The sequence below is a fragment of the Sphaerotilus sulfidivorans genome (assembly GCF_013426975.1).
GTDB lineage: Bacteria > Pseudomonadota > Gammaproteobacteria > Burkholderiales > Burkholderiaceae_C > Sphaerotilus > Sphaerotilus sulfidivorans.
The window spans coordinates 13,080-25,722 of sequence record NZ_JACCPY010000022.1 but is presented as its reverse complement, the minus strand read 5'-3'; the positions used below and the strand labels follow the sequence as shown (position 1 = coordinate 25,722).

Below are 12,643 nucleotides of genomic sequence, written 5' to 3'. Positions count from 1 at the left end.
GGAGGCGCGGGCTTCTTTCTTGCGGAGAGCGTTCGCGGTGAATCTGAGAACACATGCAAGCGCAGCCGAGCTGCCGCGTCGGCCCGTCTGGTGGCGGGCGCTGTGGCTGTCGGCCGGGCTGGTCGCGCTGCTGCTGGGCGTGGTCGGCATCTTCCTGCCGCTGCTGCCGACCACGCCCTTCGTGCTGCTGGCCGCAGCCTGCTTCTCGCGCGGCAGCACCCGCTGCGAGCGCTGGCTGCTGTCCCACCGCACCTTCGGGCCGATGGTGCGCGACTGGCGTCGCCACCGTGCCATTCCGCGTCGGGCGCGCTGGCTGGCCTTCGCGATGATGGCGATCGGATCGGTCGTGGCGGCCTGGTCGCTGCCGCGGCTGCAGTGGCTGCCGGCGCTCTGCTGCGCGCTGGTGGCGCTGTGGATGGCGCGGCTGCCTGCGCGCGAGGATCTGCCGCTTCAGGACTCGTCCGGAAACAGCGGCAGCGTCTGAGTCAGCGGCGCGTCCGCTGGAGCGGTCTGCGGCATCGGGGGCGGGCGCTTAGGCCGCGGCCGCGGCGGCTGCGCATCGGCGCGCGACAGCGTGCCCACCCGCACCCCGAGCAGGCGCAGGCGCCGGTTCAGGCTGACCCGCTTCAGGCACAGGCCGCCGGCGCGGCGGATCAGCGCGGCGTCGGCCGTCGGCAGCTCGATCGTCAGGTCGCGGGTGACGGTGCGGAAATCGTCGAAGCGCAGCTTGATGCCGATGGTGCGCCCGACCCAGCCCTTGCGCTGCAGGTCGGCCGCCACCTGCTCGCACAGCCGGGTGAAGAGGGCGCCGAGCTGCTCGCGGTCATGGCGCGGGTGCAGGTCGCGATCGAAGGTGGTCTCGCGGCTCATCGACACCGGATCGCTGTGCGTCACCACCGGGCGGTCGTCCAGGCCGTGGGCGCTGCGGTGCATCCACAGCCCCTGCGTGCGGCCGAAGTGCTCGACCAGCCAGTCGGGCGTGCAGGCCGCCAGCTCGCCGATGGTCTGGATGCCGAGCTGCTCGAGCCGCGTGCCGGCCTTCGGGCCGATGCCGTTGATGCGGCGCACCGGCAGCGGCCAGATCCGCAGCGGCAGGTCGGCGGCGGTCAGCACCGTCAGGCCGCCGGGCTTGTCGAGATCGCTGCCGATCTTGGCCAGCAGCTTGTTCGGCGCCAGGCCGATCGAGCAGCTCAGGCCGGTGGCGGTGCGCACGTTGTTGCGGATGTCCTGGGCCAGCGCCCGTGCGCCGCCCAGCGGGTCGTGGCCGAGCGGCTCGTGCGCGCGCGCCACCGCGCTCAGGTCGATGTAGATCTCGTCGATGCCGCGGTCCTCGATCGCCGGGGCCAGCTCGGCCACCGCCTCCTTGAAGGCGCGCGACAGGCGCCGGTACTCGTCGAAGTCGGCCGGCAGCAGCACCGCGTCGGGCGCCAGCGCGGCGGCCTTCATCAGGCCCATGCCGGAATGGATGCCGCGGGCGCGCGCCTCGTAGGTCGCGGTGGTGACCACGCCGCGGCCGGCGTAGTCGCCCAGGCGCGGCCAGTGGCCGTCCTCGAAGCGCGCGGCGCGGGCGCGGCTGCCGCCGACCACCACCGCGCGGCCGCGCAGCTCGGGCCGGCGCAGCAGCTCGACCGAGGCGTAGAAGGCGTCCATGTCGAGGTGCGCGATCAGACGGGCGGGCGCAGGCGAGGGCGCCAGCGCCTGCGCTTCGCGGTCATCGTGAGATTTCCGGGTCGGGTCGCCATCCGCATCATGCATGGGCCGATTGTGGCGGACCTAGAATGCATCGCATGATCTCTCGCGAACCCACCCTGGAGCGGCTGGCCACCGCCCGCCGGCTGCTGCTGGACCCGTTCGGCCTGACCGAGGCCACGCTGACGCGGGCGCTCAACACCCTGTCGGCGCACCGCGTCGACGATGCGGACCTGTACTTCCAGTACACCCGCAGCGAGGGGTGGAGCCTCGAGGAGGGCATCGTCAAGAGCGGCAGCTTCTCGATCGACCAGGGCGTGGGCGTGCGCGCGGTCGCCGGCGAGAAGACCGCCTTCGCCTATTCGGACGACATCTCGGAGGCGGCGCTGCTGGATGCGGCACGCACCGTGCGCACCATCGCCGCGGCCGGCCAGAGCCGGCGCGTCAAGGTCGACACGCCGCAGGTGGTGGCGCCGAGCCGCCGGCTCTACCCGGACCTGGATCCGATCTCCACGCTCGACAGCACACAGAAGGTGGCGCTGCTCGAGCGCATCGAGCGCATGGCGCGTGCCAAGGATCCGCGCGTGGTGCAGGTCATGGCCGGCCTGGCGGGCGAGTACGACGTGGTGCTGGTGGCGCGCGCCGACGGCACGCTGGCAGCCGACGTGCGCCCGCTGGTGCGCCTGTCGGTCACGGTGATCGCCGAGCAGAACGGCCGGCGCGAGGTCGGCTCGGCCGGCGGCGGCGGGCGCTTCGGCTTCGGCTACTTCCAGGACTCGCTGCTGCAGGACTATGTCGACCGTGCGGTGAGCTCGGCGCTGACCAACCTCGAGAGCCGTCCGGCGCCGGCCGGCGAGATGACGGTGGTGCTCGGCCCCGGCTGGCCGGGCGTGCTGCTGCACGAGGCGGTCGGCCACGGCCTGGAGGGCGACTTCAACCGCAAGGGCTCGAGCACCTTCTCGGGCCGCATCGGCGAGCGCGTCGCCGCCAAGGGCGTGACCGTGCTCGACGACGGCACCATCGCCGACCGCCGCGGCTCGCTCAACATCGACGACGAGGGCCATGTCAGCCAGAAGAACGTGCTGATCGAGGACGGCATCCTCAAGGGCTACATCCAGGACGCGATGAACGCGCGGCTGATGAAGGTCAAGCCCACCGGCAACGGCCGCCGCGAGAGCTACGCCCATGTGCCGATGCCGCGCATGACCAATACCTACATGCTGGCCGGCGACCGGTCGCGCGAGGAGATCATCGCCTCGATCGACCGTGGCCTCTACGCCACCAACTTCGGCGGCGGCCAGGTCGACATCACCAGCGGCAAGTTCGTCTTCTCGGCCAGCGAGGCCTACTGGGTCGAGAAGGGCAAGATCCTCTACCCGGTCAAGGGCGCGACGCTGATTGGCAACGGCCCGGAGGCGATGACGCGCGTGTCGATGATCGGCAACGACCTCGAGCTCGATTCGGGCGTGGGCACCTGCGGCAAGGACGGCCAGAGCGTGCCGGTGGGCGTGGGGCAGCCGACGCTGCGCATCGACGGCCTGACCGTCGGCGGCACCGCCTGAGCCGGGCCTGACGGCAGGCTTGCGCCTGCGTCGCCCGGAGCCGACATCGCCCCTGCTCCAGAGATTTCCGGTTGACGCGGCCACGCGGCCTCTCTACATTCGACCCCCATGAAGCGTTTTGCCTTCTTTTTTGGCTACTTTTGGTTCTCGCACCGCACCGGCGGAGGAGAGGCCCACGCGTAGCTGAAAAGCCCGCAAGCGCTCCAAGGAAACCGCCGGATCCCCGGCGGTTTTTTTTTGGCCGCCGCCCGGATCCCCCGGTCTTCCGCATCCCGAATCTGCATCCGACACCCGACACACGACTCTCCCAGGAACACGAAGATGAACGCCAAGACCGCTTCCGGCACCGATGCCTGGTATCCGCCCGTCGACAAGACCTCGCAGACCGACGACGAAAGGATCCAGGACGTGACCCCGCTGCCCCCGCCCGAGCACCTCATCCGCTTCTTCCCGATCCGCGGCACCGCGATCGAGAGCCTGATCGGCGAGACCCGCCAGTCGATCCGCAACATCATGCAGGGCCGTGACGACCGCCTGCTGGTGATCATCGGCCCGTGCTCCATCCACGATCCGGCCGCCGCTCTGGAGTACGCCCGCCGCCTGAAGCCGCTGCGCGAGAAGTACAAGGGCACGCTGGAGGTGGTCATGCGCGTCTACTTCGAGAAGCCGCGCACCACGGTGGGCTGGAAGGGCCTGATCAACGACCCGTACCTGGACGAGAGCTACCGCATCGACGAGGGCCTGCGCATCGCGCGCCAGCTGCTGATCGACATCAACCGCCTCGGCATGCCCGCCGGCAGCGAGTTCCTCGACGTGATCTCGCCGCAGTACATCGGCGACCTGATCGCCTGGGGCGCGATCGGCGCGCGCACCACCGAGAGCCAGGTCCACCGCGAGCTGGCCTCAGGGCTGTCGGCGCCGATCGGCTTCAAGAACGGCACCGACGGCAACATCCGCATCGCCACCGACGCCATCCAGGCGGCAGCCCGCCCGCACCACTTCCTGTCGGTGCACAAGAACGGCCAGGTCGCGATCGTCGAGACCCGCGGCAACACCGACTGCCACGTCATCCTGCGCGGCGGCAAGGCGCCGAACTACGACGCCGCCAGCGTCGCGGCCGCCTGCAAGGACCTGGAGGCCGCCAAGCTGCCGGCCACGCTGATGGTCGACTGCAGCCACGCCAACAGCAGCAAGCAGCACGAGCGTCAGATCGACGTGGCGCGCGACATCGCCGACCAGATCGCCGCGGGCGGCCGCAGCGTCTTCGGCGTGATGGTCGAGAGCCATCTGAAGGCCGGCGCGCAGAAGTTCTCGCCGGGCAAGGACGATGCCTCGAAGCTGGAGTACGGCCGCAGCATCACCGACGCCTGTATCGGATGGGACGATTCCGAGCAAGTGCTGGAAATCCTGCATCAGGCGATCCTGGCCCGCCGCAGCTGAGCCGCTAGGATCAGGGGGATCCTTGCATCATCTCTCGGAGACAGGAGACCCCGACATGACTGGCAGCCTGACCGTTCGCTTCTCTCCCGACCAGGAGTTCGTCGTTGCCGCCGCCGAGCCGCTGCCCGCTGCCGATGCGGCACGACAGTGGCTCGACGAGCAGTTCCTCGAGTTCGACTGCGAGCCGCTGCGCGCCTCAGGCAAGGTGCTGACCGCCGACAAGCTGCTGGCGGTGGCGGATGCGGCGGGAGCCCGGGCCTTCGGGCCGGAGGGCGATCCGGCCTGGGCTGTGCGGCTGGCTGCCGCGGCCTGCGCCGCCACCGGTCGGCCGGTGGTGCGGCTCGACATCGTCGAGGGCCGGGCCAGCTTCTGAGTCTTCCCCGGACCCTCAGGCGGTGTTGTCGTCCTGCTGGCGGGCGAGACGCTCGCTCTTCCAGTAGACGTCGTCGCCGCCCAGCCCGTCGAGGTTGGCGCGGTTGAGCACCCGCGCCAGCACGAACAGCAGGTCCGACAGCCGGTTCAGGTACTGGCGCGGCGCGCTGTTGAGTGCTTCGCCGGAGCGCTGCAGCGTCACCACCGCACGCTCGGCGCGCCGGGCGATGGTGCGCGCCACATGGGCGAGCGCGGCGCTGCGGGTGCCGGCCGGCAGGATGAACTCCTGCAGCCGCGGCAGCTGCGCGTTGTGATGCGCCAGCGCCTCGTCCAGGCGCAGCACCGCCTCGTCCTTCAGCAGCGCATGGCCCGGAATGCACAGCTCGCCGCCGAGGTTGAAGAGTTCATGCTGGATGACGACCAGCAGCTCGCGCACCTCGGCCGGCAGCGGCTCGGCCAGCAGCACGCCGATCTGCGAGTTGAGTTCGTCCACGTCGCCCATCGCCGCGATGCGCAGGTGGTCCTTCGGCACGCGCGTGCCGTCGCCCAGTCCGGTGGTGCCGTCGTCCCCGGTGCGGGTGCTGATCTGTGTGAGTCGGTGTCCCATGCCGTCATCCTAACGGCTCGTCCCTGGCCCCGGCCGCGGCGGGCACAATACGCAGCAAGCACGATCTGTCACGAATTCCGAAAGCTCTTCCCATGTCCCAACCGTCCCAGAACGACCTCACCGATGCCGAGATCGGCGAACTCGATGACCTGCTGGCCCAGATCCCGGCTCCGCTGGAGGCGCTCGATGTGGTGATGCTCGACGGCTATCTCTGCGGCGTGCTGGCGCAGCCGGTGGCCGTCGACATCGCCGAGTGGCTGCCGCCGGCCTGCGACTGGAACCTCGGCGACGAGGAGCAGGGCGGCGGCGCAGTGCTCGCGCCGGACACCGCGGGCTGGCATGGTGCGCGTCACGAGCGCCTGCTCGCGCTGGTGCAGCGCCGCTTCGACGCCCTGAACCGCCAGATGGTCGAGGACGGCTGGTTCGATCCGGTGGTGATGCAGCCGCTCGGCGAGGATGACGAGCCGCTGACCGGCCGCGCCCAGATCGAGGGTGCGCTGGGGCCGTGGATCATCGGCTTCGAGCATGCGCTCAACCATTTCCCGGGCCTGGAGGATCTGCCTCATCCTGACATCCCGGACCTGCTGGCCTGCCTGCGCCGCCATCTGCCCGACCAGAGCGAGGATGAGCAGGCCTACACCAAGGCGCTCGACCAGGAGCATCCGCTGAAGTCGCTCGACGCGGCGATCGAGGATCTGGTCGGCAATGTGGTCGAGCTGGTCGACATCGGCCGCGCCGAGCGGCTGAAGGTCACGCAGGTGCGTCGCAGCGCGCCCAAGGTCGGCCGCAACGACCCCTGCCCGTGCGGCAGTGGTCGCAAGTACAAGCAGTGCCACGGCCGCGACCAGAGTTGATCCGGGTCAAGACCGGACTGACTTCATGCTGACAGACTGGGTCCGTCGGGTCCTCGAGGCCCGTGGACTCACCCCGCAAGGAGACTCGCATGAAGATTCTGGTCGCCGTCGATGGCAGCGAATTCACCCGCCGCATGGTCGCTTACTGGGCGGCCCACGACGAGTGGCTCGGCACCCAGCATGAGTACACCGTGCTGACCGTGGTGCCGCCGGTGCCGCCGCGCGCGGCCGCGGTGCTGGACCGCGAACTGCTGAACGCCTACTACGCCGACGAGGGCGAGAAGGTCTTCCACCCGCTGCGCACTTTCCTGGACAAGCAGGGCCTGAAGGCGACCTTCCTCAGCAAGACCGGCCACATCGCCGACACCATCGCCGCCACCGCGAGCGAGGGCAGCTTCGACCTGCTGATGATGGGCTCGCATGGCCACGGCACGCTCGGCAACCTGGTGATGGGCTCGGTCGCCACCAAGGTGATGGCGCACTGCAAGGTGCCGGTGCTGCTGATCCGCTGAATCAGCCCTTCGACTCCGGTCCGGGATCGGCCAGGCCCTCCGGCGCGGGCCGCTGACGGTCGCGCCGGTCCTGATCGCCCTGGGGCAGGGTGTCTGCAGTCTGCGGGCCGAAGCTCATGTCCAGGCCGAAGGCGGTGCCGTAGTCGGCGCAGTCCTCGGAGCGGCGCCGCTCCGGCGCCGGCCGGGCACGGCCTGATTTCCATGAGGGCCAGCTCAGCCAGCTGGTCAGCGAACGCTTCATCGTCGTCATTGCCGATCTCCCGAGACTGCCTGCCGCGGCCCGTCGACTGCACGGACGGACCGGTCTCCAGGGCGTCGGACCGGTCCGTCGGCCGGCGTCAGCCGACCTGGGGTCCGGGCCGGCCCGCCTCGACATGGAAGCGGGCCAGCGTGCGCATCCGTGAATGCGGCAGCACCGGAAAATCCGTCGCCCTGGCGATGCAGTTTAGCGAGCGCTCCGTCACTTCCAGTTGCATGTAACCCCTGACATCGCTGCGGGCGTGCAGGATGTCCGGGTTGGCGCGGCGGATCAGCGACATCGTCGACTGCGGCATGCCCGCCGAGGTCAGCGAGGTGGCGACGAACTCGCTGGCGACCACCGGCGAGCGCGGATCTCCCGGGCGGGCGCGCAGCTGCGCTGCGACATGCCGGTGCACGTCACCGCCGAGCACGACGACATCGTCGATGCGCTGCTTACCGATGAAGCCCAGCAGCGCGGCACGTTCCCGGGCATAGCCATCCCAGCCGTCGGTGAAGACCAGCCGGCGTCCGTCAGGTGCGGGCAGGCCCCAGGGGCTCATCTGCGTCGACTGGCCGATCAGCTTCCAGCGCCGCCGCGATCCGGCCAGACCCTGCTGCAGCCACTGGCGCTGGGCTGCACCCAGCAGCGAGCGGCCGGGGGCGGACACCGCGTCGCAGTTCCAGCGCAGATGGCCGTTGTAGCGGCCGTCCTCGTTGCAGGCCTGCACGTCGCGGTATTGGCGACCGTCCAGCGTCCACAGCTCGGCCAGCCGGCCCCAGGTGAAGCGGTCATGCATGCGCATGCCGCCGGGTCCGGGCTGCTGGTCGAGCGCCAGCGGCAGATGCTCGAAATAGGCCTGATAGGCATGCGCGCGCACCCGCACGAACTCTGCCGGGGGCAGGTCGAAATCATCGTCGCCGCGCAGGCCGGCGTAGTCGTTGCGGACCTCGTGATCGTCCCAGGCCAGGATCCACGGATGCGCGCGGTGCGCGGCCTGCAGGTCCGGATCGAGCTTGTAGTGCGCGTGGCGGCAGCGGAACTGCGGCAGCGAGAAGGCCTGGCCCGACGGATGCTGGCCGCTCTCGTGGCTGCGCACTCGCAGCCGGCGTGCGCAGGGGTTGTCGTAGATGTAGTCGCCGGTGAACAGCACGAAGTCGATGTCCAGCCCGGCGATCTCGCGCTGCGCGATGAACCAGCCCTGCTCGTAGTGCTGGCAGGACGCCAGCACCAGACGCAGCCGATCGACGGGCGCGTCCTCGGCCGGTGCGGTGCGGGTGCGGCCGGTCGGGCTGACCGCATTGCCGGCGATGAAGCGGTAGAACCAGATCCGCCCTGGTGTCAGCCCGTCGGCGTGTACCCGCACGCTGTGGGCCTGCGCCGGATCGGCCCAGACGGTGCCGCTGCGCCGGAGGCGCGAGAAACCCTCGTCCTCGGCCACCTGCCACTGCAGCGCCACCAGCGCGCGTGGCATGCCGCCTCGCGGCGCCATCGGCTGCGGCGCCAGCCGGGTCCACAGGATCACCGAATCCGGCCGCGGCTGGCCGCTGGCCACGCCGAGCGTGAACGGGTCGGCGCCGAAGTGCGGGCGCTCCTGGCGCGGCAGCGACAGGTCCGGTGCGGCCGCGACCCGCTGTGCGGCCAGGAGCGCGGCCCAGCGCGACAGTTCCCGCAGGGTCGCGCGGCGAGAGAGGGAGGAAGGGTTCATGGTGCGTCGCAATAATAGTCAGGCGCCGCACGATCCAGACCGATCAGCTCATGCGCACCGGGCCGTCCTGCGGAACTCCTGCCGCCAGCGCCGCGCCGATGCGCTCGAGCAGGCCCGGCCGGGCGGTGCCGGCCGAGACCGCATCGGCCAGCTTCCACTGATGCCAGTGCAGGTCCACCGGCACATGCACCTCGGGGCGCAGCAGCTGCAGCTGGCCGGCCTCCACCCGCGAGCGCACCAGCGGCCAGGCCGCCACGCCGATGCCCCAGCCGCGCTCCACCGCCTGGACATAGGCCTCCGACGACGGCACATAGCGCTGCAGCAGCCGCGGCGAGGGCAGATCGAGCGCCCGCTCCACCCACTGCGCCTGGGCGTCGTCCTTGCGGTTGAAGACGACGAAGGGCACCTGCGCCAGATGGCGGTGGCTCAGCCCGCGCGGGCCGATCATGCGCTCGACGAAGGCCGGGCTGGCCACCGCGACATAGCGCATTGTGCACAGCGGCGTGACCCGGCAGCCGCGCAGCGCCTCCGCCAGCGTCGACACGCAGCCCAGCACCCGGCCCTCGCGCAGCCAGTCATGGGTGAAGTCCTGGTCGTCGACGATCAGCTCCAGCGAGATGCCGTCGTCGACCAGCGGCTGCAGCGCCGGCAGCACCCAGGTCGCCAGGCTGTCGGCATTGACCGCGATCGGCACCCGGTCCTCGACATCGATGCGTTCGCCCAGATCGCGCGCGACATCGCTGCGCAGCGCCTGCAGCTGGCGCGCGTAGCGCAGCAGCACCTGGCCCGGGCCGGTGAGCCGCAGCGGGCGCGAGCGCACCACCAGCGGCTGGCCGATCTGCATCTCCAGCGCGCGCAGTCGCTGCGACACCGCGCTCTGGGTGATCGCCAGCCGGTGCGCGGCGCGCTCGAAGCTGCCTTCGTCGACCAGGGCGGCCAGGCAGTCGAGGGCGGCAGGGTCGAGCATTTTCATAAGCACCAATTATCAAACCTGAAACAAATTCATGTCTCTTTTGATCGAGGGCGGCCGCTGTCACCATCGCGTCATCGCCCGGAGCCGGGGGTAGCACCGCTGCCGCACCGCGCCTGACCGGCAAGGAGATCACGATGAAAGTCACCATCCTCGGCGCCGGCATCATCGGCGTCAGCACCGCCTGGCACCTGCTGGAGCTCGGCCATGAAGTCACCGTCATCGAGCGCCAGCCCGATGCCGCGCTGGAGACCAGCTTCGCCAACGGCGCGCAGATCTCGGTCAGCTTCTGCGAGCCCTGGGCCAATGCCGGTGCGCCGCTGAAGGTCATGAAATGGCTGATGAGCGACGAGTCGCCGCTGCTGTTCCGCCCGAAGCTCGATCCGCAGCAGTGGCGCTGGGGCCTGTCCTTCCTGGGTCAGTGCAGCGACGCGGCCTTCGAGCGCAACGTGCGCCAGCTCGTCGCGCTGGGCAGCTACAGCCATGAGACGCTGAAGTCGATGGTCGCGGCCACCGGCATCGAGTACCAGCGCCTGGAGCGCGGCATCCTGCACTTCTTCTCGACCCCGGCCGACTTCGAGTCGGGCGCGGCCGGCGCCGAGCTGATGCGCCGCTACGGCGTCGACCGCCGCGTGCTCAGCCGCGAGGAGGTGCTGCGCGTCGAGCCGGCGCTGGCCTCGTGGGCGCCGAACATCGCCGGCGGCACCTTCACCCCGTCGGACGAGTCGGGTGACGCCTGCGTCTTCACCCAGCAGCTGGCGCGGCGCTGCATCGAGCGCGGCGCCACCTTCCTGTACGAGCACGAGGTGCTGCCGCTCGAGCGCATCGGCGGCGCGGTCAGGCAGGTGCGGGTGCGCCGCGTCGGCCATCCGCAGGTCCGCACGATCGCGGGCGACGCGGTGGTCGCGGCGATGGGTTCCTACACCGCGCCCCTGCTGCGCGGCGTCGGTGTCGATCTGAACATCTATCCGGCCAAGGGCTACTCGGCGACCTTCCGGCTGCGCGATCCGAAGCGCGCCAGCGTGGTCAGCCTGCTCGACGACACCCGCAAGATCGCGATCTCGCGCCTGGGCGACCACATCCGCGTGGCCGGCACCGCCGAGCTGGCCGGCTACGACACCAGCCTGGACGGCCGGGTGGCCCGTGCACGCTGCGAGTCGCTGCGCCGGCGCTTCGAGCAGCTTTTCCCCGGCGTGGCCGACACCAGCGAGCCGAACTACTGGACCGGCCTGCGCCCGAGCACGCCGACGAACATCCCGTACATCGGCCGCACGAAGGTCGAAGGTCTGTGGGTCAACGCCGGCCACGGCACGCTGGGCTGGACGCATGGCGCGGGCTCGGGCCGCGCGCTGGCCGAGCTGATCAGCGGCCGTCAGCCGGCGCTGGCCTTCGGCTTCACTGGGTACCGCGAGGTTCAGGGGCGTTTCAAGGCGGTTGCTGCCTGATTCGCGGTGATGATGACTTGAATCGGCTGGAAAGGTGACTGACTGTTAACACAAAAGCGATGAATTTCGTCCTTTTCCAGTTCATCCTTTGTGGGGATGTGCGCTCTCAGACCCCCCCCATAAAGTCACTTCATCAGCTGTCACGCGGTACCACGAAAATCCGCCCCTGACACACGAGAATCTGCAAAAAAACATACAGGATTCCGTGGTCGGGACTCAGGATTTCCCAACGGCGCTCATTCGGAGCGTCCATCAACCCACCCTCGTTGGTGGGTTTTTTTTTGCCCGAGCGTCTCGCGCAGATAGGTCACCAGGGCATGGACCGCACGCGGCACATGCGGGCTGTAGGGCCGGATCGCCCAGAGCTGCTCGCCGAAGGCACCGACGCATTGCCATGGCGGCAGCACCTCGACCAGCTCGTCGCGGGCGAGCGCGACGTCGGCGCTGAAGTCGGGCAGCAGCGCGATGCCCAGGCCGCCCAGCGCGGCCTCGCGCAGCACCTCGCTGTTGTTGGCGCTGAACGGGCCGCGCACCGCGACGGTCACATGCGGTGCCTGCGCGCCAGCGGGGCCCCTGTCTCGCCGACGGAACTGCCAGGCCGGCGTCTCGCCGGGGCGCAGGTAGTGCAGGCAGTCATGCGCGGCCAGGTCCGAAGGATGCTCGGGCGTGCCGCGCCGGGCCAGATAGCCGGGTGTGGCCAGCAGCAGCGCCCGGGTCGGGCGCAGTGGCCAGGCCACATGCGTCTCCGGCGGGTGGCCGGTGTGGCGGATCGCCAGATCGAAGCCCTCCTGCGCCAGCGAGACCAGCCGGTCCGACAGGTCGAGTTCCAGCTTCACCTCGGGATGCGCCTGCAGGAAGGCCGGCAGGTGCGGCACGATGATCTGCCGCCCGAGCGCCACCGGCATCGTCAGCCGCAGCCGCCCGCGCGGCACCGCCGCCAGATCCTTGACCTGCGCGAAGCCGCGCTCGATCTGCGCGTAGGCATCGCGGGTGCTGTCGACCAGCTGCTGCCCCGCCTCGGTCAGGCGCACGCTGCGGGTGGTGCGCTGCACCAGCGGCACGCCGGCGCTGCGCTCCAGATCGGCGATGCGCTGGCTCATGCCGGCCTTGCTCAGCCCGAGGCGCTGTGCGGCGGCGGTGAAGCTGCCGAGATCGCCCAGCACCGTCAGCGCATGGATCGGCGACCACAGCGTGTCGAGGCGCCGTGCCTCCGGGTCGTCCTGAAGCGTCACGCCAGCTCCTTTGT

Annotated in this window: 13 protein-coding genes; 7 read left to right on the top strand and 6 right to left on the bottom strand. The window is 70.3% G+C overall.

All coding sequences use genetic code 11. The features are described 5' to 3' along the window. Nucleotides 1-37 precede the first annotated feature (37 nt). The gene (locus HZU84_RS13300) at nucleotides 38-484 is read left to right on the top strand and encodes a YbaN family protein (protein WP_180692956.1); all 447 of its coding nucleotides are present in this window, start codon (nucleotides 38-40) and stop codon (nucleotides 482-484) included. Here the strand turns inward: HZU84_RS13300 and HZU84_RS13295 are convergent. Continuing rightward, nucleotides 451-1,650: a DNA polymerase Y family protein gene (locus HZU84_RS13295; protein WP_244954535.1), complete on the bottom strand. Its 1,200-nt coding sequence runs from the start codon at nucleotides 1,648-1,650 to the stop codon at nucleotides 451-453. The two genes, HZU84_RS13300 and HZU84_RS13295, sit on opposite strands and share 34 nt — an antisense overlap. 137 nt (nucleotides 1,651-1,787) lie before the next feature. Here HZU84_RS13295 and tldD point away from each other — a divergent pair, with 137 nt between their 5' ends. The 3 genes from tldD (at nucleotide 1,788) to HZU84_RS13280 (ending at nucleotide 5,064) form a co-directional block, all read left to right on the top strand. Beyond that, the gene (gene tldD / locus HZU84_RS13290) at nucleotides 1,788-3,251 is read left to right on the top strand and encodes a metalloprotease TldD (protein WP_149504258.1); all 1,464 of its coding nucleotides are present in this window, start codon (nucleotides 1,788-1,790) and stop codon (nucleotides 3,249-3,251) included. A gap of 321 nt (nucleotides 3,252-3,572) precedes the next feature. Then, the gene (locus tag HZU84_RS13285) at nucleotides 3,573-4,691 is read left to right on the top strand and encodes a 3-deoxy-7-phosphoheptulonate synthase (RefSeq protein ID WP_149504257.1); all 1,119 of its coding nucleotides are present in this window, start codon (nucleotides 3,573-3,575) and stop codon (nucleotides 4,689-4,691) included. 55 nt (nucleotides 4,692-4,746) lie between these two features. After that, nucleotides 4,747-5,064 (top strand): hypothetical protein, encoded by a 318-nt coding sequence (locus HZU84_RS13280; RefSeq protein WP_149504256.1) that lies wholly within the window; start codon nucleotides 4,747-4,749, stop codon nucleotides 5,062-5,064. Nucleotides 5,065-5,079: 15 nt separating this feature from the next. On the opposite strand, the gene HZU84_RS13275 is transcribed toward HZU84_RS13280, so the two are convergent. Next, nucleotides 5,080-5,670, bottom strand: a complete 591-nt coding sequence (locus tag HZU84_RS13275; protein WP_149504255.1) for a cob(I)yrinic acid a,c-diamide adenosyltransferase — start codon at nucleotides 5,668-5,670, stop codon at nucleotides 5,080-5,082. A 92-nt stretch (nucleotides 5,671-5,762) separates the two neighbouring features. Here HZU84_RS13275 and HZU84_RS13270 point away from each other — a divergent pair, with 92 nt between their 5' ends. Next, a complete protein-coding gene (locus HZU84_RS13270) occupies nucleotides 5,763-6,524 on the top strand; it encodes a UPF0149 family protein (RefSeq protein WP_149504254.1) in 762 nt (253 codons plus the stop codon). An 89-nt stretch (nucleotides 6,525-6,613) separates the two neighbouring features. Continuing rightward, complete coding sequence (locus HZU84_RS13265; RefSeq protein ID WP_149504253.1) at nucleotides 6,614-7,036, top strand: universal stress protein; 423 nt, start codon at nucleotides 6,614-6,616, stop codon at nucleotides 7,034-7,036. Between the two features lies 1 nt (nucleotide 7,037). On the opposite strand, the gene HZU84_RS13260 is transcribed toward HZU84_RS13265, so the two are convergent. The 3 genes from HZU84_RS13260 to HZU84_RS13250 form a co-directional block, all read right to left on the bottom strand. After that, nucleotides 7,038-7,277, bottom strand: coding sequence for a hypothetical protein (locus HZU84_RS13260; RefSeq protein WP_180692955.1), 240 nt, complete (start codon nucleotides 7,275-7,277; stop codon nucleotides 7,038-7,040). A 97-nt stretch (nucleotides 7,278-7,374) separates the two neighbouring features. Then, nucleotides 7,375-8,982: an alkaline phosphatase D family protein gene (locus tag HZU84_RS13255; protein ID WP_149504251.1), complete on the bottom strand. Its 1,608-nt coding sequence runs from the start codon at nucleotides 8,980-8,982 to the stop codon at nucleotides 7,375-7,377. 43 nt (nucleotides 8,983-9,025) lie between these two features. Further along, nucleotides 9,026-9,955 carry a LysR family transcriptional regulator ArgP gene (locus HZU84_RS13250; RefSeq protein WP_149504250.1) on the bottom strand — a complete coding sequence of 310 codons (930 nt, stop codon included), beginning with the start codon at nucleotides 9,953-9,955 and terminating at the stop codon, nucleotides 9,026-9,028. Nucleotides 9,956-10,089: 134 nt separating this feature from the next. On the opposite strand from HZU84_RS13250, the gene HZU84_RS13245 reads away from it, so the two are divergent. After that, complete coding sequence (locus HZU84_RS13245; RefSeq protein ID WP_149504249.1) at nucleotides 10,090-11,397, top strand: D-amino acid dehydrogenase; 1,308 nt, start codon at nucleotides 10,090-10,092, stop codon at nucleotides 11,395-11,397. 236 nt (nucleotides 11,398-11,633) lie between these two features. Here HZU84_RS13245 and HZU84_RS13240 read toward each other — a convergent pair whose 3' ends face one another. Continuing rightward, a complete protein-coding gene (locus HZU84_RS13240) occupies nucleotides 11,634-12,629 on the bottom strand; it encodes a LysR family transcriptional regulator (protein WP_149504248.1) in 996 nt (331 codons plus the stop codon). Nucleotides 12,630-12,643: the final 14 nt, after the last annotated feature.